General features: G+C 73.8%; 26 protein-coding genes. 11 read left to right on the forward strand and 15 right to left on the reverse strand.

Features of this window, described 5'->3' with window-relative positions; genetic code table 11:
• Positions 1-8: 8 nt before the first annotated feature.
• The 4 genes from ACIRRS_RS08715 to ACIRRS_RS08730 all read right to left on the reverse strand — a co-directional run bounded on the left by ACIRRS_RS08715 (position 9) and on the right by ACIRRS_RS08730 (position 3,535).
• On the reverse strand, positions 9-602 hold the full coding sequence (locus tag ACIRRS_RS08715) for a hypothetical protein (protein WP_402966842.1): 594 nt from the start codon (positions 600-602) through the stop codon (positions 9-11).
• Between the two features lie 119 nt (positions 603-721).
• On the reverse strand, positions 722-1,390 hold the full coding sequence (locus tag ACIRRS_RS08720) for a GNAT family N-acetyltransferase (RefSeq protein WP_402966844.1): 669 nt from the start codon (positions 1,388-1,390) through the stop codon (positions 722-724).
• A 102-nt stretch (positions 1,391-1,492) separates the two neighbouring features.
• Entirely contained in the window at positions 1,493-2,008 is a 516-nt protein-coding gene (locus ACIRRS_RS08725) for a ricin-type beta-trefoil lectin domain protein (protein ID WP_402966846.1), read from the reverse strand.
• Positions 2,009-2,143: 135 nt separating this feature from the next.
• Complete coding sequence (locus ACIRRS_RS08730) at positions 2,144-3,535, reverse strand: MFS transporter (protein WP_402967057.1); 1,392 nt, start codon at positions 3,533-3,535, stop codon at positions 2,144-2,146.
• 163 nt (positions 3,536-3,698) lie between these two features.
• Between ACIRRS_RS08730 and ACIRRS_RS08735 the strand changes: the two genes are divergently transcribed.
• A complete protein-coding gene (locus ACIRRS_RS08735) occupies positions 3,699-4,118 on the forward strand; it encodes a winged helix-turn-helix transcriptional regulator (protein ID WP_402966848.1) in 420 nt (139 codons plus the stop codon).
• On the opposite strand, the gene ACIRRS_RS08740 is transcribed toward ACIRRS_RS08735, so the two are convergent.
• The 4 genes from ACIRRS_RS08740 to ACIRRS_RS08755 all read right to left on the reverse strand — a co-directional run bounded on the left by ACIRRS_RS08740 (position 4,108) and on the right by ACIRRS_RS08755 (position 7,562).
• Positions 4,108-5,088 (reverse strand): hypothetical protein, encoded by a 981-nt coding sequence (locus tag ACIRRS_RS08740; RefSeq protein WP_402966850.1) that lies wholly within the window; start codon positions 5,086-5,088, stop codon positions 4,108-4,110. The genes ACIRRS_RS08735 and ACIRRS_RS08740 overlap by 11 nt on opposite strands.
• 65 nt (positions 5,089-5,153) lie before the next feature.
• Positions 5,154-5,570 (reverse strand): hypothetical protein, encoded by a 417-nt coding sequence (locus ACIRRS_RS08745; protein ID WP_402966852.1) that lies wholly within the window; start codon positions 5,568-5,570, stop codon positions 5,154-5,156.
• A gap of 284 nt (positions 5,571-5,854) precedes the next feature.
• Positions 5,855-6,484, reverse strand: a complete 630-nt coding sequence (locus ACIRRS_RS08750; protein WP_402966854.1) for a DUF4328 domain-containing protein — start codon at positions 6,482-6,484, stop codon at positions 5,855-5,857.
• Between the two features lie 115 nt (positions 6,485-6,599).
• Complete coding sequence (locus ACIRRS_RS08755; RefSeq protein ID WP_402966856.1) at positions 6,600-7,562, reverse strand: AraC family transcriptional regulator; 963 nt, start codon at positions 7,560-7,562, stop codon at positions 6,600-6,602.
• Positions 7,563-7,844: 282 nt separating this feature from the next.
• On the opposite strand from ACIRRS_RS08755, the gene ACIRRS_RS08760 reads away from it, so the two are divergent.
• Complete coding sequence (locus ACIRRS_RS08760) at positions 7,845-9,533, forward strand: hypothetical protein (protein ID WP_402966858.1); 1,689 nt, start codon at positions 7,845-7,847, stop codon at positions 9,531-9,533.
• A gap of 3 nt (positions 9,534-9,536) precedes the next feature.
• Here ACIRRS_RS08760 and ACIRRS_RS08765 read toward each other — a convergent pair whose 3' ends face one another.
• Entirely contained in the window at positions 9,537-10,628 is a 1,092-nt protein-coding gene (locus tag ACIRRS_RS08765; protein ID WP_402966860.1) for a DNA gyrase subunit B, read from the reverse strand.
• A 282-nt stretch (positions 10,629-10,910) separates the two neighbouring features.
• Between ACIRRS_RS08765 and ACIRRS_RS08770 the strand changes: the two genes are divergently transcribed.
• Positions 10,911-12,146, forward strand: coding sequence for an epoxide hydrolase family protein (locus tag ACIRRS_RS08770; protein WP_402966862.1), 1,236 nt, complete (start codon positions 10,911-10,913; stop codon positions 12,144-12,146).
• A 9-nt stretch (positions 12,147-12,155) separates the two neighbouring features.
• Here the strand turns inward: ACIRRS_RS08770 and ACIRRS_RS08775 are convergent, their stop codons facing one another.
• Positions 12,156-12,752, reverse strand: coding sequence for a hypothetical protein (locus tag ACIRRS_RS08775; RefSeq protein ID WP_402966864.1), 597 nt, complete (start codon positions 12,750-12,752; stop codon positions 12,156-12,158).
• A gap of 131 nt (positions 12,753-12,883) precedes the next feature.
• A complete protein-coding gene (locus ACIRRS_RS08780) occupies positions 12,884-13,750 on the reverse strand; it encodes a phosphotransferase family protein (RefSeq protein WP_402966866.1) in 867 nt (288 codons plus the stop codon).
• A 143-nt stretch (positions 13,751-13,893) separates the two neighbouring features.
• Here ACIRRS_RS08780 and ACIRRS_RS08785 point away from each other — a divergent pair, with 143 nt between their 5' ends.
• Positions 13,894-14,853, forward strand: coding sequence for a 2-dehydropantoate 2-reductase (locus ACIRRS_RS08785; protein WP_402966868.1), 960 nt, complete (start codon positions 13,894-13,896; stop codon positions 14,851-14,853).
• A 10-nt stretch (positions 14,854-14,863) separates the two neighbouring features.
• Here ACIRRS_RS08785 and ACIRRS_RS08790 read toward each other — a convergent pair whose 3' ends face one another.
• Entirely contained in the window at positions 14,864-15,859 is a 996-nt protein-coding gene (locus ACIRRS_RS08790) for a LuxR C-terminal-related transcriptional regulator (protein WP_402966870.1), read from the reverse strand.
• A gap of 308 nt (positions 15,860-16,167) precedes the next feature.
• Between ACIRRS_RS08790 and ACIRRS_RS08795 the strand changes: the two genes are divergently transcribed.
• Genes ACIRRS_RS08795 through ACIRRS_RS08805 form a run of 3 tightly spaced genes read left to right on the forward strand, consistent with a single transcriptional unit; the run spans position 16,168 to position 18,677 of the window.
• Entirely contained in the window at positions 16,168-16,488 is a 321-nt protein-coding gene (locus ACIRRS_RS08795; protein ID WP_402966872.1) for a hypothetical protein, read from the forward strand.
• 5 nt (positions 16,489-16,493) lie between these two features.
• Complete coding sequence (locus ACIRRS_RS08800) at positions 16,494-16,769, forward strand: hypothetical protein (protein WP_402966874.1); 276 nt, start codon at positions 16,494-16,496, stop codon at positions 16,767-16,769.
• 30 nt (positions 16,770-16,799) lie between these two features.
• On the forward strand, positions 16,800-18,677 hold the full coding sequence (locus ACIRRS_RS08805; RefSeq protein WP_402966876.1) for a hypothetical protein: 1,878 nt from the start codon (positions 16,800-16,802) through the stop codon (positions 18,675-18,677).
• A gap of 29 nt (positions 18,678-18,706) precedes the next feature.
• Here the strand turns inward: ACIRRS_RS08805 and ACIRRS_RS08810 are convergent, their stop codons facing one another.
• Positions 18,707-18,946 carry a multiprotein-bridging factor 1 family protein gene (locus ACIRRS_RS08810; RefSeq protein ID WP_402966878.1) on the reverse strand — a complete coding sequence of 80 codons (240 nt, stop codon included), beginning with the start codon at positions 18,944-18,946 and terminating at the stop codon, positions 18,707-18,709.
• 227 nt (positions 18,947-19,173) lie between these two features.
• On the opposite strand from ACIRRS_RS08810, the gene ACIRRS_RS08815 reads away from it, so the two are divergent.
• Complete coding sequence (locus tag ACIRRS_RS08815) at positions 19,174-20,610, forward strand: alpha/beta hydrolase (protein WP_402966880.1); 1,437 nt, start codon at positions 19,174-19,176, stop codon at positions 20,608-20,610.
• Between the two features lie 42 nt (positions 20,611-20,652).
• Here ACIRRS_RS08815 and ACIRRS_RS08820 read toward each other — a convergent pair whose 3' ends face one another.
• Complete coding sequence (locus ACIRRS_RS08820; protein WP_402966882.1) at positions 20,653-21,174, reverse strand: hypothetical protein; 522 nt, start codon at positions 21,172-21,174, stop codon at positions 20,653-20,655.
• Between the two features lie 156 nt (positions 21,175-21,330).
• Entirely contained in the window at positions 21,331-22,329 is a 999-nt protein-coding gene (locus ACIRRS_RS08825; RefSeq protein WP_402966884.1) for a helix-turn-helix domain-containing protein, read from the reverse strand.
• Positions 22,330-22,433: 104 nt separating this feature from the next.
• Here ACIRRS_RS08825 and ACIRRS_RS08830 point away from each other — a divergent pair, with 104 nt between their 5' ends.
• The 3 genes from ACIRRS_RS08830 to ACIRRS_RS08840 all read left to right on the forward strand — a co-directional run bounded on the left by ACIRRS_RS08830 (position 22,434) and on the right by ACIRRS_RS08840 (position 24,924).
• Positions 22,434-23,216: a GNAT family N-acetyltransferase gene (locus tag ACIRRS_RS08830; RefSeq protein WP_402966886.1), complete on the forward strand. Its 783-nt coding sequence runs from the start codon at positions 22,434-22,436 to the stop codon at positions 23,214-23,216.
• 152 nt (positions 23,217-23,368) lie between these two features.
• A complete protein-coding gene (locus tag ACIRRS_RS08835) occupies positions 23,369-23,659 on the forward strand; it encodes a hypothetical protein (protein ID WP_402966888.1) in 291 nt (96 codons plus the stop codon).
• A gap of 233 nt (positions 23,660-23,892) precedes the next feature.
• A complete protein-coding gene (locus tag ACIRRS_RS08840) occupies positions 23,893-24,924 on the forward strand; it encodes a pentalenene synthase (protein ID WP_402966890.1) in 1,032 nt (343 codons plus the stop codon).
• Positions 24,925-24,933: the final 9 nt, after the last annotated feature.

The following is a 24,933-nucleotide window of genomic DNA, read 5'->3' on the forward strand; positions in this document are numbered from 1 at the left end:
CGTTCGGTTCAGCGAACGCCCTCGGCGCTGTGAACGCTCTCGGTACGGCGACGACGGCGGTAGTAGTGCACCGTCAGCACCCCCAGCAGCGGGCCCCAGACGGCCAGCGGCCAGTACGCCGCGAGGAAGACGACCTGCCGCCACCCGCCCGTGTGCAGGCCGATGGCGCCGCTCCCGTCGACCCGCCGGCCGAGGCTGACCATCACCATCCCGTACGACCACAGCACGGTGTTGACCGCCGCCCCGAACCCGGCCGGCACCACCGCCGCCGGCAACGGCACCCGCCGCCCGCCCAGCCCCGGCACCCACCTCGGCCACACCTCACCCCACCCGCTGACCAGCCCGATCGCCAGGAACGCCAGCAGCTCGCCGGCCACGCTCAGCCCGATCACGTACCACCACTCCCCGCCGAACCAGTCCGGCGGCGGGGGCGCGTCCGGCGGCACGTCCATCAGCGGCACCCGCAGGTCGACGGCCAGGATGCGCCACAGCCCGGCCGGCACCACGGCGAGCGAGACGGCGTACGCGGCCCACACCGCCCACCGGGGCACCCCCGCCACCGGCCGACCGTGCAGACGGGCGAGGATCGTGTGCGAGGCCATGGCGGTTCTCCCGGACGCGAGTTGGCGACTTCCGACACCCCGACCCTCCCGCGCGGAGCCCGACCCCGGCATCCGCCCGGGGAACGTCCCGACTCACCCACGCGGGGGACGGGCCCGGGCTACGCGTCGCCGGTGGGCGGGGGTTCCTGGGCGCCGAACAGGGGGAGGCAGGGCGGCAGTCCGGCGATCGAGACCTGGACGGTGCGGTGGGACTCCCAGTCGGCGCGGGTGAGGCGCAGGCGGCGGTTGGTCTCCGGGCGGCCCCGGACGGCGTAGCGATCGATGCCGTCGGGGAGGTAGCCGAGCTTGCGGGAGACGGCGTAGGAGGAGTCGTTGTGCGCGAAGGCGCCCGAGCGGGCCTCCTGGGCGCCGAGGCCGGCGAAGGCGAGGTGGAGGACGGCGGCGCGCATCTCGGTGCCGATGCCCCGGCCCTGGTGGCGGGTGCCGAGCCAGGAGGCGGTCTCGACCTCGCGGAGGACGGCGAAGTCCCTGGCCATGACGGTCTGGAGGCCGACGACGCGGCCCTCCTCGAGGACCGTGAGGTTCAGGGCCCAGTTCCCGGGCGTCCAGTCGCCGCGGCGCAGCCAGTGGTGCTGGACGACGGACCGGGCGCGCTCGGCCGGGGGCAGGTCCGTCCACGGGACGACGAAGGGCATCCGGTCGGGGTCGTGGAACCCCTCGGCGGCGAGGTCGGCGAGGGCGGCCAACTCCTCGTCGCCGGGCAGCCGCAGCTCCAGGCGGGGCGTGGTCAGGCGCAGCCCCATGAGGGGCCAGTGGTCGGTCAGCATGCGCCATTGTCGCTGGTGGCGGGCGCGCAGGTCATGTGGTTTGCGCGGCGGAGCGGCCCGTACGGGGGAGTGACGGGCCGCTCCTGGGTGGCGGTGTGGTGCTCAGCCGCTGTGCGCGAGACGCGGCGACGAGAAGGACCACTGCTGCGACGCCGTGTAGTTGCAGGTGTAGATCTGCACCTGGTTGCCGTCCTGGGCGACGCCGCCGGGGACGTCCAGGCACTTGTTGGACTGCGGGTTGATGAGGACGTTGCCCTCGTAGCGGACCCAGCGCTGGGCGTCGCTGCCGTTGCAGTCCCACAGCTGGACCTTGGTGCCGTCCGTCGTGCCGCTCGCGGTGACGTCCAGACACTTGCCGAGGGCGGAGACCGTCATGCCGATCCCGTCCGGCTTGTCGGTGGTGGCCCACCACTGGGAGGCGGTGCCGTTGCAGGAGTAGATCTGCACCGGGGTGCCGTTGCCCGTGTTGCCGCCCTGGACGTCCAGGCACTTGCTGCTGTTGAACACGCTGATCGTGCTGCTGCCGCTGGCGGAGGCCGTCCCCGGCATCATGGTGACCGCGATCGCGGCCGCCGCCAGGGCGCCGAGCACGTGGCGCTTGCGGATGTGGGTCCTCATCGTTGTTCGTCCCTTCCTCGGTCCTGCAGTCCTTCGGTCCTTCGCGCCGGCCGGGGTGTTGTCCGGTGCGGCGCTCGGGAGGGACTCTGGCGCGGGGCCGTGGACGGGGGATGGACGGCGTCGTTGACGGGCTGTCTACGGGCGGTGGCTAGGCACGGCTTCCGGCTCCGGTGCGGTCGCGGGTTCCGGTGCGGGGGAGCGGAGCAGGGCGGCCGTGAGGAGGAGGGCGAGGGCGACGAGCCCGGCGCCGATGCGGAAGGCGAGCTGGTACCCGCCGGTGAGGGCGGAGGCCGTGCCCGCCCCGCCGCCGAGCAGGGCGTCCGTACGGGCGTTGGCGAGGGTGCTGAGGACGGCGAGGCCGAAGGCGGCGCCGATCTGCTGCACGGTGTTGAACATGCCGGAGGCGATCCCGGAGTCCTCCGGGGTGGCCGCCGACATCGCGAGGGTGGCCAGCGAGGGCATCGCCAGGCCGAAGCCCACCCCGAGCGGCAGCAGCGCGGGCAGCACGTCCGTCACGTAGCTCCCCCCGGCCGGGACGCGGCCCAGGACGGCGAGACCGGCCGCGATCAGGCCGAGGCCGGGCAGGAGCACGGCGCGGGGGCCGAAGCGCGCGATCAGCCTCGGCGAGAGGCCCAGGGACAGGGCGCCGATCGCGACGGAGACCGGGAAGATGCCCAGGCCGGTGCTCATCTCGTCGAAGCCCAGCACCTTCTGGAGGTAGAGGACGCACAGGAACTGGAAGCTGAACACCCCAGCGATCATGAGGACTTGGATGCCCAGCGCCCCGGAGACGTCACGCGAGCGGAACACGCGCAGCGGCAGCAGCGGGTGGCTCGCCCGCGCCTGGCGGGCGAGGAAGCCCGCGAGCAGGAGGAGCGCGGCGAGGCCGCAGCCGAGGGTGTGGGCCGAGGCCCAGCCGTGGTCGCCGGTCTCGACGATCGTGTAGACGCCGAGCATCAGCGCGGAGGTGACCAGCAGCGCGCCCAGGACGTCGGGCCCCCGGCCGAGGCCGAGGCCCCGCTCGGGCGCGAGCACCCGCGAGGCGGCCAGCAGGGCGACCAGGCCGACCGGGAGGTTGACGACGAAGATCCAGTGCCAGCCGACACTCTGCGTCAGCGCGCCGCCCGCGAGCAGGCCCAGCGAGCCTCCGGCGGACTGGACGAAGCTGTAGACGCCGATCGCCTTCGCCCGCTCCTTCGGCCGGGGGAACAGCGTCACGACCATGCCGAGGGTGACGGCCGAGGTCACCGCGCCGCCGACGCCCTGGAGGAAGCGGGAGGCGAGCAGTTCGGTGGGGCTCTGGGAGAGGCCGCACAGGAGTGAGGCGGCGGTGAAGAGCGCCAGGCCGGCGAGGAAGACGCGCTTGCGTCCGACGAGGTCGCCGAGCCGTCCGGCGAGCAGCAGCAGGCCGCCGAAGGGGACGAGGTAGGCGTTGACCACCCAGCCGAGGCCGGAGGGCGAGAAGCCGAGGCTGTGCTGGATGGACGGCAGGGCCACGTTGACGATGGTGCCGTCGAGGATGACCATCAGCTGCCCGGCGCAGAGGACGGCCAGGGCGGACCAGCGTCCGGTTCCGGAGGCGGTGTCGGTTCTGGGCATTCCGGGCATGGAGGCCCCCTTCCAAAGGTGCACGATTTGTTACAGCGGCCATCCTCTGTAACCATCGAGCTCCACGGAAGGAGGAACTTTCTTGTCACACCGTCACACCGATGTGTCCGACCAGGTCAGCGTGTCCGAGCAGGTCAGCAACCACGCGTGCCCGCTCACCGAGGTCCTCGACCACGTCGCGGGCAAGTGGAGCATCGGCATCCTCGTCGCCGCCGCGCACGGGCCCGTCCGGTTCACCGAGCTGGAGCGCGCCATCACGGGCATCAGCCGCCGGATGCTCACCCTCAACCTGCGCAAGCTGGAGCGCGACGGGCTGCTCGTGCGGACGGTCTACCCGACCGTGCCGCCCAAGGTCGAGTACACCCTCACGCCCATGGCCCGCGAGCTCCACGCCTCCCTCGCCGGCCTCGTCGGCTGGGCGGAGCGCCACCGGGGCGACATCACCACCGCCCGCGCCGCGTACGACGAAGCCGCCGGCGCCACCGGAGTGCCTACGGGGTGACGACGGCGCGGGCGGTGTCGAGCATGGCCTCGTTGGCGGCCTTCGCGGCGTCCAGCTCCCGCTGGTGGCGGCGGATCAGCTCCTCCTCGTACGCCGTCTCGACGGTGAACCAGACGCCCACCACGTTGCTGCCCTCCTTGCACCGGACGTCCGCCGTGGCGGTGGAGATCTCCTCGGCGGACGGGGAGGGGTTCGTCGCCCACCGGGGGTCCTTGAGGGCGTCCCCGGGAGTGGGGTAGTCGTGGCCGTGCTCCGCCATGCAGCGCGACCAGTCCCGGAAGACGGCCCGCACGCGGGGGTCCGCCTTCGAGCGTTCGAAGCCCTCGTAGTTGATCCCCACCGCGACGTCGGAGTCCCGGCCGGTGCCGCCGTGCGCGGTCAACTCCCGCTGGGCGGCGCCGATGCAGCCGCCGGGAGGAAGGTCCCGCCCGTGGAAGGCGGCGGCGGAGCCGGGGGCCGGCCTCCCTCCGGGGCCGAGGCCGGTGCCGAGCACGGTGGTGACGTCGGGGCTCAGTGAGGGGACGTCGGAGGGCTTCCTCCCGGCGGACGGGTCAGGCGCGTGGTAGCCGTGCGCGGACACGTCGGACAGTTCGACCGGGTCGTACCGGTGGGTGGTCTGGGTCTCGGTGGCGAGGGCGCCGGCCTCGGTGTTCGCGGTGGCGGGCCCGGGGTAGTCCAGGCCGAAGCCGCGGACGCAGCGCGTGACCAGGGTGGCCTGCGCCCGGTCGTACTGCCGGAACTGCTCACCGCTCAGCAGGTACTCCTCGATCGGTAGCGTCCGGCCGCTCACCTCGCTCAGCCGGGGGACGTCCCCGACCGGAGGCGGCTCCATCGGGGCGAGGGAGGCGGGCGGCGGCCCGTCCGGGGCAGCGGCGGGTTCGGCGGCGCAGCCGACCGCGAGGAGGAGGGCAACCGGCAGCAGGACGGCCGGCAGCAGGACGGCCGGTGAGCGGCGGCGGGGCGTCGGCATGGCGGGCTCCTCGGGTGCCGGGCCCGTCGGAACGGGCCCGGCACCTGCACCTGGTCGGGGTGGGATCAGAGCTCCCAGCTCTGCGAGTGGTTGTTGTTGCGCATGTCGATGCCGCCGCCGTTCCACGGCACGGGACCGAGGTTCGCCCACTGGTCGTGCGGGATGTACTGGTTCGGGCCGGTGTTGCGGATGCTGTACTCGCGGTAGTGCACCCGCAGGTTCCACCGGTGGTCCAGGTTGTAGACGGACGCGGCGTTGTTCACCACGACCTCCCCGTCGCCGAGCCCGCCGCCGCCGAAGCGGCCGTCGTAGTTGCCGGCCTCGCTCTTGCCGAAGAACGCGCCCTTGAGGTCGGGCTTGTAGTAGAGACAGGCGTCGCCGGTGATGCACCCGCCCGAGCTCGCCACGGCGGGGGCGGCGGTGCCGAGCAGCACCGTGCCCAGCGTGGCCGCGGCCAGGGCGGCGGCTGCGAGTTTCTTCATTCCACTGCCTTTCGTTGGTGGATCGGGAGTCCGTCGGTGGTTCGGTGGTTCGGTGGTGAGGGCCGTGCCCGGTGGAGAGCCCCATTGGTTGGCGTGAGCACGACATGTGCCAGGCTGTCAGGAGGTCAAGGCAAAGCCAAGGGCCGGTTTCCGGCGGCCCAAGGTTTTTGGACAAAGGGAACGGCGAACTCCCGCGTCGACGGGGAGAAGGCCGGAAACGCCCCGGCGCAGGAAGTCGGCCCGGCCGACTTCCTGCGCCGGGGCAGGGGTGTGCGGGGTGTTGCTCAGGCGGAGGTCGGCCGCCCGCCGAAGGGGGCGGCGGCGAGGGTTCCGGTGGCCTTGGCGTGCTGGCGGGCGGTGAGTTGGCGGATCATCAGGACGGCGAGGACGCCCAGGAGGACGGCCATGACCTGGTCGTAGGGGGAGTACGGGGTGGGGCGGTCCTCGACGAAGCACACGAGGATCACGCCGCCCAGCGTCTTGGCGAGCCAGGCGGCCCACCAGGCCTCGACCACCCAGCTGCCGCCGGCCGGGCCGCTGGCGCGCCAGGTGTCCAGGGCGATCCGGCGGGGGATCCACCACATCGCGAGGGGGATGAACCAGGCGCCGACCGCGAAGCCGTAGGAGAACTTCTGCGTTCCGGGGGCGAAGACCTCGGCGTTGAGGCGGCAGCGGCGGAACCAGCACAGGAACACGACGATGGTCGCGATCCAGAGGGGGTACGAGACCGGCGCGAGCGCCCGGAAGGTGTCCGACCGGGAGCCGCCGGTGAGGCCGAGCACGATCTGCAGGGCGCTCTGCGCGCCGACCAGGACCTGGGCGGCGACCCCCAGGCGGCGCGGGTCGACGGCCCGCCCGCTGTAGGCCCGGACCTGCGGGCGCGGTATCTCGTTGTGGAAATCGGTCGTGCTCACGCGGTCCCCCCACGCAACGCCTGCGGTGCTGGTCACGCGCAAGATCGGGAGAAGAATAGGGGCACGTGTGCGACCTGTCCACGCGGTGTCCACACACCCTCCCCGCCGGACCGCCTCAACCGGCCGCCTTGCCCGTACGGCCCTGTGACCGGACCTGGGAGGGCAGGCGCCCGTACGCGCGGCGGTACTCCTGCGAGAAGCGCCCCAGGTGTGTGAAGCCCCAGCGCAGGGCGACCTGGGTGACGGTCTCCGGGGTGCCGTCGCGGGCGGCGGTGAGCAGGTCCTGGTGGACGCGCTCCAGGCGCAGCTCGCGCAGGTAGGCCATGGGCGTGGTGTCCAGGTGGGCGCGGAAGCCCTGGCGCAGGCCCGGGACGCTGACCCGGGCGGCGCGGGCGATGTCCGCGACCGCGATCGGCTCGTGGGCGTGCTCGGCGCAGAAGGTGACGGCCCGGCGCACGGCGGCGGGTGCGGCGACCATCGCGGGCGTGCGGACGAGGTCGTGCGGCTGGAGGTCGAGCAGGCCCTGGACGAGGAACTGCTCGTGGTGCTGCTGGGCGAGCGGCGAGCGAGCGAACAGTCCGCTGCCGGCGGCGCGCACGTACGCGCGGGCGAGCTCCAGCCAGCAGGCCATGGCCTCGCCGTCCTGCTCCAGCGCCGGGTCGAACCGTACGGCGGCGGCGCCCGGTTCGCCGCGCCGTACGGCCACCGCCTCGTCCACCAGCCGGCGGGAGATCAGCAGCACGTGGTTGACGCAGCCCCGGGGGAAGGACATGGCGAGGTGCTGGCCGGGCCCGGCGATGCTCAGCGGGGTGGTGACGGGGCGGCCGTCCACGGTGACGCAGCCGGCGCCGGCCAGGGGCACCTGGAGGCTGTAGAAGTCGGCGAGTTCGCCCGGGACGACGTCGACGTCGACGCCCCAGCCGAGCTCGTACACCGACACCTCGCCCCGCCAGTGGCGCACCAGCCGGCCGCCGCTGCCGCTGTCGCCGCGCACCCGCAGCTCGTGCGGCGCGAGTTCCGTGGCCACCGCGTCGTGCAGGCCCTGCACGTCGTCGCCGCTGTAGAGCACCGTCGGCATCGCGACCGCCCCGTTCCCGTTCTCCGCATCCGCAGCCGGTCCAAACTACCGGGTGCGCGAGCGGGCGGGCCCACCCGGTCCCGTACGGCAAAATCGACTTCGTCCGAAACCCCGGCAGGGGATGGACGTCTTACAGGGTGGGCCGTTCGACCCGAGGCCCGTGCCGCTCCACGAAAGCGAACCGAGATGACAGATCCGGCCCCGTACGCCCTCGGCGGACCTGACGACGTGTTGACACCGTCCGCAGATCCGGCGACCACCGCTCCGGCGACCACTGCCCCGGTGACCGCGAGACTCCGAGGCCGGTTCGCCCGGTTCGCGCGGAGCCGCTACGCGCTGCCGCTGGCCGAGATCGGCGTCAGCGCGGGCGTCGGCGTCGGCTTCATGCTGCTGTGCACGCTCATCGACGTGAACCCGATCAGCCGGGTCGGCCAGGTCAGCGGCCTGGCCGCCGTCCAGCAGTACGCGGCGCTCCTCGGCATCCCCCTCCTCGCGGTGCTCCTCCTCCTCGCCCACCGGGGCCAGTTGCGCCACTACCGCACCGCCCGGCGGCTGGTGTGCGCCGCCGTCGCGGGTCTCGGCACCGGGGTCGTCGCGGGCGGCATCGCCGTGGCCCTCAACGGCACCCCGTGGGGCCTGGGCGGGCAGGAGGGCGACCCAGGGAACCTCATGGGCATGGCCATCGACATGATGCGGGGCCGGGGCCTGCCGGGCGTCTACCCGCCGCTGTTCCCCGGGCTGCTCGCCGTCTGGGCCGAGCTGTTCCACCACGGCAGCGTCGGCGTGGGCCACGCGCTCAAGGACCTGCAACTGCTGCTCAGCGCGCTCGTCGGGCCGATGACGTACGCCGCCTGGCGGCTCCTGCTGCGCCCGTTCTGGGCGATGGCGGTCGCGGTGCCGACCTCCATCGTCTTTCTCGACCCGATCCGCCCGTACAGCCACGGTTCCATGCTGGTGCTGCTGCCGCTGCTCGCGGCCTGCTTCCGGGAGCTCCGCCGGGCCGGCGAGCTCTCCACCCGCTCGGCGGTGCGCCGCGGGGCCGGCCTCGGCGCCGCGCTCGGGCTGATGTTCCTCTGGTACTCGGGCTGGTTCATCTGGGCGGCGCCCGGGGCGCTCGTCCTCGGCCTGCTGCTCTTCCCCTGGCGCGGGGACCGGGCCGTCCGCCGCCGGGCCGCCGTCCTCGCGGGCGCGGTGCTCGCCACCGCCGGGGTGATCGGCTCGCCGCTGCTGTACCAGCTGGTGCGGCTGGGGGCCACGACGATGGACCGGTACGCGTACATCAACACCTACATCGACCCGGCCTACGTCACCGGCTGGGCCTCCGACCGCGCCGGCACCCTCACCTACCACGACTGGCCCCAGGCGGGCGAGTTGGCCGGCCAGACGGGCTTCGGCGTGCTGCTGCTCCTGGGCGCCGGCCTCGGGGTGGGCCTGGGCCTGGGCAACGTCGTGGTCCGCACGACGGGCTTCGTCCTGGCGGGCGCCTGGCTGCTGCGCTTCTGGTTCGCCTCCAGGATGGAGCAGGACCAGGCCGTCCAGCTGTACCCGCGCACCACCTGGATCATCTTCTACTGCCTGATCGTCCTGGCCGTCCTCGGCGTGATGCTCGCCCACGAGCGCGGCGCGCGTCTTCTGCCGGTCACCCCGCGCGCGACGGCCCAGCTGGCGGCCGGACTCGTCTGCGCCGTCGCCCTGTTCGGGGCGATGGGCGGCTCCTGGTCCGCCAACCGCTTCATGCCCTCCACCAACCCGGGCGTCGAGGACATGGGCCTCGACGCCCTGCGCGCCCACCTCCTTCAACTGGAGAACGGGGACTGCCCCAAGTACTCCCCCCTCAAGGGCAAGGAACCCTGCAGCCCGCCCAACCGCGGCCTCTCCCGCTACGACACCGGCCCGGACGTCAAGAAACTCTGGTGCGCCAACGCCGGAAAGGACTACGACATCGTCTGCGGCCGCCCCCCGAAGGACTGACCCTCACCCCACCCGCCGCACCCACCCCGAGGCCCACTCCGGACGCTCCTCCAACCACCCCGCGAGGCACTCCCGGACGGCCTCCTCCACACAGGCGCGGGCGGCGGCGTTGCCGAGCACATCGCGGGTGGAACCCTGGAACTCGGGGGCGTCCAGCTTCACCGAGACGACGGCCGTCAGGCCCTCGGTCGCGCGCTCGGGGTCGATGTCGGGGGCAGTCTCCGGCAGCAGGCGGTGTGCCCGCGCGTAGGCGGTCAGGGCGGCCGCGACGCCTGCACGGAAGCCGGCCTCGTGCGAACCGTCGTACGTGGCACGGCTGTTGGCGAAGCCGCGGATGCGGGGCTCGCCGGAGTCGCGTCGGCGCAGGGCCAGTTCCATCATGCCCCCCATGCGCGGGTCCTCCCGTTCGCAGGCGAGGATGTCGGTGTCCTCGCCGTCCAGGGTGGCGACCAGTTCGCGGACGCCGTCGGGGTGGTGGAAGCGGAGAGAGCGAGGCTCGCCCTCGGTGCGCAGGTCGGTCAGGGTCATGTCCAACGCGCGGTTGAGGTAGGTGAGTTCGTCGAAGCGCTCGGCGAGGGTGTCGAAGGGGAGCGCCGTCCCGTCGAAGACCTCCGGGTCGGGGTGGAAGGTGATGGCCGTCCCCTGGCCGGCTGCCGGGCCCGTTGCGGCGGGCGGGGTGACGGCGATGCCGCGTTCGTACGCCTGGACGCGCTCGCCGTGGACCTCGGCGGTCAGGCGGCTCGACAGGACGTTGACGACGAAGGGCCCGACGCCGACGTACCCGAGCGGTACGTCGACGCGGCCTCGGGGGCCCGGCACGGCCCCCAGGGTCGTCAGGCGGTCGCCGAGCTCGGGATCGCCGGGCCCGTCGTCGGCGACCCTCACCCCGCCGTCCGGGGTGAGGGTGATGTCCACCCGGCTCGCGCGGCCGGCGAGGACCTCGTTCACCGCGCGCTCCGCGATCTCGAACACCATGTGGCACAGGCCGCGTTCGCCCGTCGAGCCGATGTACATCCCGGGCCGCTTCCGTACGGCCTCCCGGCCCGTCAGCACCTCGATGTCGGTAGGCCCGTAGCCGGTGGATTCGCTGCTCATGACGATCCCTCCCAAGGATTGGTGGAACTCCCGCACAGCCTAGGCGAGTTCTGGGAAAACACCAGGTCAGGGCCTATGTGGCGATCGATGGAACGGGGCCCGTCGGCCCCTCCCCGGAGGCCCTCGCCGCCGCCGTCCCGGCCCCGCCCCGGCGAGCGGCCCCGGCCTCACCAGGGGTGCCTACGGGGCCGTTCCGGGCGGCTCCGGGGTCTCCTGACGGAGAAATCTTTTGGGAGACTGGCGGGGATCGCGATTCCCCGTGGCACGGAAGGAAGTCGAGTGATGGCCGACCCGCAGGCGTTTCCGTTGGAGCCGAGGCCGATCCGGGTGGGGGAGGGGGTGCTCGAGGATTTGCGGGTGCGGTTGGGGTTGACGAGGGGGGCGGTGGAGGAGGGGAACGAGGACTGGGCGTACGGGGTGCCGGCGGGGTACCTGGCGGAGTTGGTGGCGTACTGGCGGGACGGGTTCGACTGGCGCAGGGCCGAGGCGGCGATCAACGCGTACGAGCACTACGAGGTGGAGGTCGCGGGGGTGCCCGTGCACTTCCTGCGGAAGGCGGGGAAGGGCCCCCGGCCGGTGCCGTTGATCCTCACGCACGGGTGGCCGTGGACGTTCTGGCACTGGTCGAAGGTGATCGACCCGCTCGCTGACCCGGGGGCGTTCGGGGGTGATCCGGCGGACGCGTTCGAGGTGATCGTGCCCTCTCTGCCGGGGTTCGGGTTCCCGGGGCCGCTCAGGGGGTTCCCGGACGTCAACTTCTGGAAGGTGTCGGACCTTTGGCACGTCCTGATGACGGAGGTGCTGGGGTACCGCCGGTACGCGGCGGGCGGCTGCGACGTCGGCGGGGTGGTGACCAGTCAGCTCGGCCACAAGTACGCGGACGAGCTGTACGGCATCCACATCGGCTCCGGGCTGCCGCTGGACTTCTTCAACGGCCAGCGAGCCTGGAACTTCGCCCGCGCCATGCCGCTCGTCGAGGGGCAGTCGGAGGAAGTGCGGGCGAGGATCGCGGAGTTGGACCACCGCTTCGCCCCGCACGTCGCGGTGCACATGCTCGACGGCGCCACCCTGTCCCACGGGCTGAGCGACTCGCCGGCCGGGTTGCTCGCCTGGCTGCTGGAGCGCTGGCACGCGTGGAGCGACGACGGGGGCGATGTCGAGTCCGTCTTCACCAGGGACGACCTGCTCACTCACGCCACCATCTTCTGGGTGAACAACTCCATTGCCACATCCGTGCGTTACTACGCCAATGCCAACCGCTACCCCTGGACTCGCTCGCACGATCGCACCCCGGCCGTGGAGGCCCCGGTGGGCGTGACGCTGGTCGCGTACGAGAACCCGCCCGGCATCCGCACCGCCGCCGAACGCGTCGAGGCGTTCCTCGCGGGCCCGCAGGCGGCCTGGTTCAACCATGTGAACGTCAACGCCCATGAGCGGGGCGGCCACTTCATCCCCTGGGAGAACCCCGAGGCCTGGGTGGACGACCTGCGCCGCACCTTCCGGGGGCGTCGGCCGTAGCGGCCTGGCTCAGTGGCCGTACGGCGGTTGGAAGCAGCTGCCGGTCTCCGGGTAGGTGCCGTTGACCGAGACCGCGTACGTGGACGGGTCGACCGAGGCGGAGACGCAGGTGTCGGGGTGGACGCGCAGGCCGATCCGGGCGCCGGGCGGGGTGACGTAGTGGTCGGTCTCGAAGCGGGAGTCCATCGCCCGGACGTCGAGGGTGCCGCCGAGGATCTCGCCGTTCGGGCCGGTGCGCTCCACCTGGTAGCCGAGGGCGATCAGTTGGGAGCGCACCACCTCGGGCGTCCAGGAGCCCTGCTCCCAGAGCCTCTTGAGCACCGGCTCGATCCTGTCGGCCTCGCGCTTGGCGTCCGCCGTCTGGGCCGGGGTGATCTCCTTCGCGCGGCGGTAGGCCAGGTTGTCGCGGTTGTGCGGCGCCCCGTCGACGATGCCGGGGTCGACGTACGGGGTGGCCTCGGCGGGCCCGGCCGTCGCGGGGTCGGCGGGCCCGGCCGTCGCCGTGGTGCGCTGCTCGCCGCAGGCGGTGAGGGCCGTCGCGGCGGCGAGCAGGACGGCGAGGGCGGCCAGGGTGCGGCGGGTGGGGCCGAGGGGGGTGACGGGCATGGCCACGACTCTCCCACGTGCCGGGGGTCGGACGTAGCCGATCTCCGCCATTGGGGAGGGGGCGGCCCCAGTCGTCGGGCGTGGTCGCTCACGGCGGTCGCGCTAAGTCGCACTACGCGGAAGGACGCGCCTCAGCGGTAGCCGGCCAGGCCGTCCGCGAGCTCGTCCGTGTCGCCGTCGCGCAGGGCGCAGAGCGCCTGCTGGAGGGCGAAGGTGCCGCGGATCGCCGAGACACGGGTGGCGAGCGTGCTGTCCGGGGCGCCGCCCAGGGCGAGGACCCGGCGCAGGAAGCCGTCGCCGTAGCCCGCGCCGACGGCCGCGAGGTCCTCGGCACGGTCGCCGAGCGCGACGTCGTCCCAGTCCAGGACCCCGGCGAGGCGGGGCAGGCCGTGCGCCCGCTCCCAGAGGAGGTTCTCGGGGCCGAGGTCGCCGTGCACCAGGGCGTCGGTGCGATCGGGGATGCCGTCGAGCGCCGCGAGCTCCCGCTCGGCCCGCAGGCGCCCGCCGTCGGAGAGCAGCGGGAACAGTTCCGCGCGCACGCCCTCGGCGAACTCCCGCCACCGCCGCGACGGGGCCTGGGCCGCTGGCAGTTGGGCCCGTACGGCGCCGTCGCGGCCGGTGCGGGACAGCGCGCCGAGCAGCGCCGCGACCTGCGCCGCTGCGGACTCGGCCACGCGGTCGTCGTCGAGCGCCTCCGGCGGGAGCGGCTCGCCGGGGAGCCGGGTGAGGACGAGGTACGGCTGCTCGCCGCTGCCCTCGGCGAGCGGCTCGGGCGTGCGGACGCCGAGGTCGAGCGCGGCGAGGAGGCGCAGCGCGTCGGCTCCGCCGGGCAGCCGCGCGGCCGCCGCCGGGGTGCGGGGCAGGCGGACGACGCGGTCCGCGCCGATCACGACGGTGTGGAACTGCCCCTGCTGTACGGGGAGTTGGTCGGGTCGGTCGTCCGGCAGCAGTCGGCTCAGCAGGGCGGCGCGGGACTCGCGGGACTCGCGGGCGGTCAAGGGCGCGGCCTCTCTGCGACAGGGGCGTGTGTGGTGCGGGGCCGCACCATCCTCGCAGCAGGGGGCGCCCGCCGGGCGGGCCGGGCGGAATGATCCACGCCACGGCACGGTTCTCGCTGGAACAGCGCGACCGTGGAAGGGGCATGATGCGGATTCTGATCGTGGGGGCCGGCGCCACCGGGGGCTTCTTCGGCGGGCGGCTCGACGCCGCCGGGCGGGACGTCACGTTCCTGGTCCGGGAGGGCCGCGCCCGGGTGCTGCGCGAGCGGGGCCTGCGGATCGTCGGGCGCGGCGAGGAGACGGTGACCAGGCCGCACCTGGTCGCCGCGGCGCGGATCGACGGCCCGTACGACGTGATCCTGCTGGGCGTCAAGGAGTCCGGGCTGGCCTCGGCGGTGGAGGACATCGCGCCGGCGGTCGGGCCGGACACCCGCATCGTGCCGATGCTCAACGGCCTGCGGCAGATCGACGCCCTGGTCGAGCGGTTCGGCGAGGAGGCGGTGCTCGGCGGGGTCGCCATGGTCGTCGCCACGCTGGACGAGCAGGGGGACGTGGCCGTCCTCGCGGACATGGGCAGCCTCACCTACGGCGTGCGCGGCGGCCGTACGGACGGGCGCGTCGAGGGCGTCCACGCGGCGCTGTCCGGCGCCGGGTTCGGCGCCACGCTCACCGACGCGATCGACGCCGCCATGTGGTCGAAGTGGGCGTTCATCGCGAGCCTCGGCGGCGTCAACGTCCTGGGCGGCGGCACGGTCGGCGAGGTCGCGGCCGCGCCCGGCGGCACGGCGCTGGCCGAGGCCGTGATCGCCGAGGCCGCCTCCGTCGCGGCGGCCGCCGGGTACCCCGTCCCGGAGGCCGTGCAGGCCCGGACGCGGGAGCAGCTCACCGCGCAGGGGTCCGAGCACACCTCCTCGCTGTTCCGGGACTACGGCGCGGGCTTCCCCGTCGAGGCGGAGCAGATCTTCGGGGACCTGGTGGCACGGGCGGAGGCGCTGGGCGTGCCCGTGCCGCTGCTGCGCTCGGCCGCCGTCCGCCTGCGGGTCCACAACGCGCGGGTCGCGGGGCGGGTCCACGACGCGCGGGTGGCGGGGGCCGGCCGGTAGGCCCCCGCGCTCAGAGCCAGCCGCGCTGCGCCGCCTTGAGGCCCGCCTCGAAGCGGCTCGACGCCTCCAGCCGCTCCATCAGCCCGGCCATCTGGCGCCGGACGCTGCGGGCCGAGATACCGAGGTTGCGGCCGGCGGCCTCGTCCGTCAGGCCGGAGGCGAGCAGCCGCAGGAGCTCCCGCTCGGTGTCGCTCAGGCCCGTCCCGGCGTCCTTGGGCCGGTCGGTGCCGAGCGGGACGGCGTCCTGCCAGGTCCGCTCGAAGAGCGCGACCAGCGAGGCGACGATCCCCGGCTCGCGGGTGCACAGGGCGCCGAGCCGGGTGTTCGCCGGGTCGATCGGGACGACGGCGATCTCGCGGTCGAACACCAGCATCCGGGGCGGCAGCGTCGGGCAGGTGCGGACCAGCCCCGTCTCCTCGGTCATCCAGCGCGCGTACGCGAGCGTGGCCGGGTCGTGCCGGGCGCTGTCCTGGTAGAGCGTCAGCAGCGCCACCCCGCGCCGCATCGCCGCCTCGTCCAGCGGCCGCGACGCCTCCAGGCTGGCCCGGGACTGCGCACCGCCGGGCATCACCGCCAGGCACTCGCCGGTGACGCCCCGGGCGAGGACCTCCAGCTTCGCCTGGACGGCGTCCAGGCCGACCAGCCGCTCGGCGTTCTCGGTCGGGGTGTTCGGCCGCAGATCGGCGTACTCCGCGATGGCCCGGGCGGCGACCGCCCTGCCGATCTCCAACTCCCGTTGGCGGCGGAGTAGTTCCTGCTCCTGGCGGTGCAGGATCAGCTCCAGCCCGAGCTCCGGGCTCACCGGCAGCAGGAGGTCCGGCGCCTCCCGGGACGCGCGCAGCAGCTGGAGGTCGGCGAGCCGGTCCAGCGCCTCCCGTACGGCGGCCTCGGTGAGGGCGAGCCGCGCGCAGAGCTCGTCCACCCCTCCCCGAGGATCGGCGAGCATGGCCCGGTAGACGGCTTCGGCGGCGCCGTCCAACCCGAGCATGTCCAACATGTCCTGCATGTGCGCAGCCCCCCGGTGCGACATTCGAACGCGTCGTACTGTCGTACGGCACGGCGGAATCATCCCAGCCAGGCTGACGGCTCCACAAGCGGACCCCTGCCCGGGCGGGGGAGCGTCCTGATGCGGCCAGGCCGCTTGCTGAAGGGCTTCCCGCCTTCCGGGGCGGGTCGGCGGCGAGCAGGATTGTGGTCACCGGGAGGGCGGCGGAAACAACCGCCGGAAGGCCTCCCGGGGCAGCCGGCCGGACGCTCGAACGTCCCGGCAGCGGCTCGACCACACCACTACCCACGCCGTCCGGGGGGACCGCCATGTCCAAGATCGCCCGCATGCTCGCCACCACCGTCGCCGCCGTCGCCCTGTCCGGCGCCCTGGCGCCCGCCGCCACTGCCGCGCTCGCCTCCGACGGGCCGTCCGGTATCGGCTGGGACGGCCCGACCACCGTCCTCGCGGGCAAGGCCCCCTCCGGCATCGGCTGGGACGGCCCGACGCCGACCCCGGCCCCGGCCCCGACCTCCACCGTTACCCCGTCCGGCATCGGCTGGGACGGCCCGAACCCCACCCCCACCCCCACCCCAGCGGGCATCGGCTGGGACGGTCCGGCGCCGACCCCGGCCCCGGCCCGGGTCTGACCGCCGTGCTCACCGTCCGGGTCACCGTCGTGGACGCCGGCGGCACGCCGCCCACGACCGCCGCCGCACGGATCGTCGAGGACATCCTGTGGGCGCACGCCGCCCCCGAGCACGGCCTCGAACACGTCCGCGCCACGCCGGCCCCGGACGGCATCGCCGTGATGCTCTTCCTCCGCGCCGACGACCGCGCCCACGCCGTCGCCAACGCCGAACGCCTGCTCTCCCACGCCCTCTCGGCGGGCACCGCCCACCGCTACGCGGCCGCGATCCACCTTTCCTGACGTGCTGTGCCCACTTCCCCGGAGACTCCCGTGAAGCTCGCCACCGCCGCCCGCCGCCTCTCCTTCGCCGGCCTCGTCACCGCCTGCGTCGGCGCCCTCGTCACGCCGCTGATGACCGTCGCCCCCGCCCACGCCGTCGGCTCGTACGACAACGCCGCCCTGGCCGACAAGGCCCTCGCCTACTACCGGACGGACTCCGGCGGCAACCCGGTCGGCTCGGGCACCTCGGCCTGCGCCGACGCCGGGCGGCCCGGCGGCGACCAGTGCAAGCAGTTCGTCAACTGCGTCGTCTCGATGGTGAGCGGGCGCAGCCAGTACCCCGTCGACCCCAACGGGAACTACCAGAAGAGCTACACCGACGTGGGCGGCGTCGCCGTCACGGCCGCCACCGCCGTCAAGGGCGACATCATCCAGATGGGCACCTACGACAGCACCGACAAGATGCACACCGCCATCGTCCTCACCAACTACCACAACGGCACCTTCGAGGTCGTCGACGCCAACTGGGGCGGCGACGGCATCGTCCGCCGCCACACCTGGACCCCGCCGACCGGCAACATCGGCTACTACCGGATGGGCACCGTCGCCCCCGCGATCCCCTCCGGCTTCAACGTCCTGCTCTGGGGCTTCAATTCGGGCCAGACCGTCTCCGGCACGCTCAACCTGACCTCGCACCCGACCCAGAGCGGCGTCATCAACTGGCTCGACTACGTCGTCACCGGCCCGAACGGCTACCGCAGCGAGGTGCGCGCCGGCGGGGGCGCCACCAACTACCCATACGCGCTGAACACGTCGGCCCTGCCCGCCGGCGCCTACACCGTCTCGATGATCGCCAGCGAGATCGACGGCCAGAACCACGCCTACCAGGGCGGCTCCTTCACCGTCCCGAACGCCACCCAGTACCAGTCGGTCAGCGCGCTCCAGGCCCCGGACGGCACCATCGCGCTCTACAGCATCGGCGCGGACGGCAACCTGTACGGCACCAACCAGAGCGTGGTGCGCGGCGGTTTCGGCCCCTGGCTCACGCTGTACGGCGGCGGCAACCTGGTGGGCCGGCCGACGGTGGTCCAGGTGGCGGACGGGCGGATCGCCCTCTACGCCCGCACCTCCGTGACCACGATCGTCAGCAGCATCCAGGACGCTCCGCACGGCGGCTTCGGCGCCTGGACGCAGATCGGGGACACCGGCGGCGTCGCCAGCGACCCGACCGTCCTGCTGACCAGGGACGGCGGCGTGGCCGTCTACGTCTCGAACGGCGCGGACATCGTCGGGACGGACCAGGCGACGCCCGGTGCGCCGTCGGGGAAGTGGCTCCAGCTGTCCAACACCGGGAACCTGACCGGCAAGCCGGCCGTCATCCAGGGCTCGGACGGCCGGGTCTCCCTCTACGCCCGCACCTCCGCCACGACGATCCTGAGCAGCATCCAGGACGCTCCGCACGGGGCCTTCGGCGCCTGGACGCAGATCGGCGACACCGGCGGCGTCGCCAGTGACCCGACGGTGCTGCTCGGCAGCGGCGGGAACGTCGCCGTGTACGTCTCGAACGGCGCGGACATCGTCGGGACGGACCAGGCGGCGCCCGGTGCGCCGTCGGGGAAGTGGCTCCAGCTGTCCAACACCGGGAACCTCACCGGCAAGCCGGCCGTGATCCAGACGGCGGACGGCCGGGTGGCCCTCTACGCCCGCACCTCGGCGACCACGATCCTGGGCACCAACCAGACGGCCCCGGGCAGCGGGTTCCTCCCCTGGGTGCAGATCGGGGACACCGGCGGCGTCGCGAGCGACCCGAGCGTGATCCTCGCCCAGGACGGCACGGTCGCCGTGTACGTCTCCAACGGCGCCGACATCGTCGGCACCGGCCAGGGCGCCCCGGGCGGCGGCTTCAGCCCGTGGCTCAAGATCGGCTGATCCGACGGTCGCCCCGGTGGGCCCGGACCCTACGAGGGTTCGGGCCCACCGCCGTTGGGCTCCGACGGGATGGTGCCCGGAGGGAGGCCGAGGATCACCTCGAACCGCTCGGCCACGAAGGGGGTGGGCGTGCGTCCGGTCTCGCGCTCGAAGCACCGGATGGTCGCCATGCTCAACTCGGCGCGGTGGGCGACCTCCTGCACCGAGAGACCCTGGCTCTCCCGGTACGCGACGAGGGCCTTCGCCAGCGATTCGAACTCTCCGCTCATGCCCCGAGCATGCCTCAACCCTGAGCCCCGGGTGGGACCTCAGGCCCACGAAAGGGCCTCGCCGTACGCCGCAAGTCGGAGCGCGAGCCCATCCGTCGGCCGTACGCGGCGTGGGCCCGGCGGCCCGGAGACTGGAGGCATTCCGAGGCACCGATTCTGTACAGGGGACTGGCATGGTTCTGCGTGACAGGCGAACTTCCGCAACGGCAGTGGGGGCGGTCGGGGCGGTGGCGACCGTGCTGGCGGCGCTCACCCCCGCGACGGCCTTCGCGGAGTCCCCCGCGGCGTCCTCCGTCGACGAACCGCTCCGGGTGTACGCCCAGCAGCAACTCCACTGGGAGCGCTGCGACGTGGGCCAGCCGGCCGCCCTCGAGTGCGCGAAGGTCAAGGTCCCGCTGGACTACGGGGCCCCCTCGGGCCGGACGATCGACATCGCGGTCTCCCGGGTCAAGGCGGGCAGCGCGAAGGACCGCCACGGCGTGCTGCTGATGAACCCCGGCGGCCCGGGCGACCCCGGGCTGACCATGCCCGTGGACATGGAGACCGTGCTGGCGCCGGAGGTGCGGGCGCGCTTCGACCTGATCGGCTTCGACCCGCGCGGGGTCGGGCGGAGCTCGCCCGTCGCCTGCGATCTCACCGAGGCCGAGCGGAGCTTCCAACACCCTTACGCGGCAGGGACGTTCGCCAAGGACGTGGAGTGGGCCCGGACGGTGGCCGACAAGTGCCGCGCCAAGGCGGGGGACGTGCTGCCGTACATCACCACCCGCAACACCGCCCGCGACATGGACGTCGTCCGCGCCGCCCTGGGGGAGAAGCGGATCTCCTACTTCGGGTACTCGTACGGCACGTACCTGGGCGCCGTCTACACCCAGATGTTCCCCCAGCGCGCCGACCGGTTCGTGCTCGACAGCGCCGTCGACCCGACGCTCGCCTGGCGCGGCGTCTTCCGCGGCTGGTCGGAGGCGGCCGAACTCGCCTTCACCCGCTGGACGGAGTGGGCCGCGGCCCGCGACACCACGTACCACCTGGGCGCGACCGGGGCGCAGGTCCGGCAGACGTACTGGGCGCTGATCGCCCGCGCCGACCGCACGCCCGTCCCCACCACGGGCGGCACGCTCACCGGCGACGCCATCCGCTCCACGTACGCCGCCTTCGTCCAGCCCGCGGAGGTCACCCCCTGGATCGTCGCCCTCAAGGCCTCGGCCGAGGGCGGCCCCGCCGCCCCGGCCCTGGAGACCGGCTCCCTGTCCGACAACGCGGCCGCCGTCGCCTGGTCCGTCTTCTGCGGCGACACCCGCAGCTGGCCGCGCGACCCCGAGCAGTACCGCCGCGACGCCGTCCGCGACCGCGCCACCCGCCCCCTCGCCGGCGACCTGGGCGCCAACATCCAGCCCTGCGCCTTCTGGAAGCCCGCCCTCGAACCGGCGACCGTCGTCGACAACGACGTCAACGCCCTGATCGTCCAGAACCAGTGGGACCCCAAGACCCCCCTCGCCATGGCCCAGGGCATGCGCCGCGCCCTCCACGGCTCCCGCCTCCTCACCGTCACGGGCGGCGAGGGCCACGGCGTCGTCGTCAACGGCCCCTCCTGCGTCGACCCCACCGTCACCCGCTACCTGACGACGGGCCGCCTCCCGGCCACGGACGGGACCTGCGGCGGGTAGCCGGTCCGGGGCCCGGCCACGGACCGGCTACCCGTGGCCGGGTCAGTGCCAGGAGCCGCAGTAGAGGATCTGGTCGGTCACGTCCCACAGACAGGCCCGGGTGCTGTAGGGCGGGCCGTCGTAGACCGCCTCGGACCACCGGAGTTCGTTGTACGAGACGTTCAGCCGACCGTCCCAGTTGCGGCCGCCGTCCCAGCTCCGGTCCATGTAGACCTGGTACTCGTGGCCGGGGGCGATGCCCTGCGCGGTGGCCCACTCGTGGTGGCCGGAGCCGAGGAACGTGCCGAGCTTGACCCAGCCCGGCCCGGCGGACCAGACCCTGCACCAGTACAGACCGGCGTCGCCGCAGCCGGCGAGGTCCGTCCGCTCCCGCGCGACGATCGGGTTCGCCCGGGAGCCCGGCTTCGCCGTCGGGTCGTAGGCGACGCGGCCGCCGGCCGGGGGCGCCGAAGTGCTCGCGGTGACGGAGCCGGCCGACGGCGCCGCGCCCGCCGCTGGGGCGAACGGTCCGACCGCCAGCGCGACGGCTACGACGGCCATGAGGATGCCCTGCCTCGTCTTCATGATCACCTCTCGTTCGGTCGTGGCCCCGGCGCGCTCGGCGCCGGGGCCACCGGGAAGGAAGCGGTGCACCCTCAGTCTGTGTCGCGGCGCGAGGGACGTCATCGGCCTCCTGCGCACGGTTCGTTGACCGTGCGCGCAGGCGGCGGGAACCGACCGTCAACGGCCGCCCGGAGCGCCGGCCGGCCCCAGCGCGAGGCGGCGGTGCTCCCCGGGCGTGATGCCGTACGCCGCGCGGAAGGCGCGGTTGAACCCCGCCGCACTCCCCAGGCCCCACCGGGCCGCGACGGCGTGCACCGGCAGGGACCGCAGGGACGGCTCCCCGAGGTCGGCGAGGCACCGTTCGAGCCGGCGGCGGCGGATGCTGGCCGACACCGTCTCCGTCCGACCGCTGAACAGGTGGTGCAGCAGCCGCACGGAGATGCCGTGCCGCGCGGCCACGGCGCCGACGTCGAGGCGCGGATCGGCGAGGTTGTCGTCGATGAAGGTGTCGACGGAGGCCAGCAGGAGCTGGTGCCGGGTCTCGGCGGGGAGCCGCTCCTGCGCGCCGATCCGCTCGGCCAGCACCCCGGTCGCCAGGTCGAGGCTCACCGCACCGAGGCGGCGGCACCCGGCCTCGTCCAGGGCGGCCGCCTCCTGGACGACGGACCGGAGGAATCCGGCGAAGACGCGGGCCAACCCCGAGGAGGCCGGGATCCGGCGGGCGCACAACTCCGCGACCCCCTTGGCCGGGAGGGGGAGCAGCGCGTGGGGCAGGTGCAGGATGACGGCGCGGGAGCGGCCGCCCTCCGCGCTCCCGGCGGTGCGACCGCGGTACGGGCGGGACGACGTCCACAACGCGCAGTCGCCGGCCGACAGGTGGGTCTCGTTCCGGTCCTGGGCGACGTGCAGGGAGCCCTCCAGGATCAGGGCGAGTTCCAGCGTCTCGGGGTCGGAACGCCGTACGAGCTGCGCGGAGCGCTCCGACCGCAGCGGGGAGAACGCCATGGTGGTCACCTGGACGTCGCCGAGCAGCAGGAACCCGGCGTGGCCGGAGAAGGCGGCGCCGCAGTCGCTGCTGATCCGGGTCGGCGCCACGCCGCCCTCCACGATCCCGCGCCACCACTCGAACCGGTGCTCCGGCGGCAGACCGGCAGTGTCGAACTCCGCGTAGCCCATGTGACCCCCGCCCTCGGTGCCAGCGCCGCCGCCCCAACGTACGACGGCTCGGGGCGGCGGAAAACCCCGTGACACGGCCGCCCGCCCCGTGCTGGGGTGTGCGGATGGATCATGACGAGGTGCTCGCCCTGTTCGACCGGCAGCTGCGGTACGGCGTGACGGCCGACGGCCCCGGGGGCCGGGTCGAGCGTGAGGGCGGCGTGGTGCGGTTCGTCGGCGGGGAGCGCGGCTGGAACGGGGTGCTCTGGTCGGGGCTCGACGAGGGTACGGCGGATGCGGCGATCGCGGCGCAGGTGCGGTACTTCGGCGCGCTGGGGCTGGAGTTCGAGTGGAAGGCGTACGGGCACGACCGGCCGGGGGACCTCGGGCGGCGGCTGCTCGCGGCCGGGTTCACGGCCGAGCCGGAGGAGGCGGTGATGGTGGCCCGGGTTGACGGCCTGCCCGCCGCCGTCGAGCTGCCCGAGGGCGTCCGGCTGCGCCCGGCGACCGACGCGGCCGGGGTGGACCTCGTCGTGGAGGTCCACGAGCAGGCCTTCGGCACCAGCGGCGCCCGGCTGCGGCGGCGGCTGCTCGACCAGCTCGCCGAGAGCCCGGAGACGGTCAGCATGGTCGTGGCGATGGCGGGGGACGAGCCCGTGTGCTCGGCCCGGATGGAGCTGAACCCGGACACGGACTTCGCCGGCCTCTGGGGCGGCGGCACCGTGCCCGCCTGGCGCGGGCGGGGCATCTACCGCGCCGTGGTCGCCCACCGGGCGCGGCAGGCGGCCGAGTTGGGCTACCGCTACCTCCAGGTCGACGCCACCGACCAGAGCCGCCCGATCCTTCAGCGCCTCGGCTTCGCGATCCTGAGCACCACGACCCCGTACGTCCGCCAGCCCGAGCGGTAGGCCGCGTGGGAAGTCGGCCCGGCCGACTTCCCACTCCGGGGGCAGGGGCGGGTTGTAGTGGTCCACCCGGACGCGGGATAGCCGGTCGGCGGGCGGGGAAGCACTGACGCGGCGACCTCGCCACCCACCCTCACCAGCACCGGGAGAACCCCTTGAAGCGAGTCCTCCACGCGTTCGGCATCGCCCTGACCGCCGCCGCCCTCTGCCTGACCACCATCACCAGCGCCAACGCGGCCTCCGGCGCGATCATCCTCAACGGCCAGGCCATCCAGGACCCGTCCGGCTGCTACAACTCCCCGGGCTGGCCGACGGAGGTCGACAACCAGACCGACCAGATCGTCACCGTCTTCGGCAACGACGACTGCACCGGCCCGGTCAACGGCACGGTCGGTCCCGGGGAGTCGGGCACCTTCGACTTCGGGTCCAGCGTCTCGGTGCCGTGACGGCTCGACAATCCGATGGCGGGTTCCCCGGCCGCGTCGTCGGCATTCGCGGCGGTGCCGTCCGTGCGCGCGGGTTCCCGGTCGGGCGGTCCGGGTTTCCGTTGCCCGGCCCGATAAGTTGTGTGCATGTCAAGCCTCATCGGTGGGCATGCTCGCCTCGCACCCCGGGAGGGTGACGCGGGCGAGCGCCCGGGCGCCTCCCGGCCCGTCCGCCACCGAGCCGAGGAGCGACCGTGCCCCAGGACATCGACTTCGCGCTCCCCTGGGACCTCCGGGTCAGCCCGCACCTGGCCGCCGCCCGCGAGCACAACGTCGACTGGATGATCGCGGGCGGCCTGCTCGCCCCCGAGGCGCTCCCGCAGTACCTGGGATGGCAACTCGCCGAGGTGGCGGCCTACTTCTACCCCGAGGCCTCCGAGGAGGGCCTGTTCCTCGCGGCCGATCTGATGGGCTGGTACTTCACCCCGTTCGACGACCAGTTCGACGGGGCGCTGGGCGCCCGCCCGCAGGCCGTCGCCGAGATCCTCTCCCGCTTCGTGGCCGAACTCCACACCGGGAGCGGCCTCGACCACCCGGCGATCTCCGCGTTCGCCGACATCTGGCAGCGCTACTGCCGGGGGATGTCGCCGAACTGGACGGCCCGGACGGCGGCGAACTGGTGCCAGTACCTCGCGGTGTACCTGACCGAGTCCCAGATCCGCACCGGCCAGGTGGCCCCCGGCGGCGTCGAGGCCCACCTGTGGCGCCGCCGCCGCTCGACCAGCGCCTACGTCGTCAACGACCTGTGCGAGCGGGTCAGCGGCTTCGAGGTCCCGGCGCTCGCCTGGTACAGCCAGGCCCTCAACGACCTGCGCGACACCGCGGCCGACATCGTGAGCATCAGCAACGACGTCGCCTCCGTGGAGAAGGAGGCCGGCGGGCAGACCGGCCACAGTAACCTGCTGCTCCTCCTGGAGCACGACCTCGGCATGACCCGGCAGGAGTCCCTCGCCGAGGCGGTGGAGCGCACCCAGGGCCTCGTCCGCCGGTTCACCGCCCTGGAGGAGGAGGCTCTGAGCGTCGGCCGCTGCCTGCCCGAGGGCGGGGAGGAGAGCGTGCGCCGGTACGTCCTCATGCTCCGGGACTCCATGGTCGGCAACGACCACTGGGAACGCACCAGTTCCCGGTACGCCGCCGCACCCGCGCAGCACCCCGCTCCCGGCCCCGCGCTGGACCTGCGCAGGCTGGCCACCCGTACGCGCCCCCGACCGGACGCCACCCGCTGACCACCGCAC

Origin of the sequence: Kitasatospora sp. NPDC101183, assembly GCF_044767945.1 — a bacterium.
Lineage (GTDB): Bacteria > Actinomycetota > Actinomycetes > Streptomycetales > Streptomycetaceae > Kitasatospora.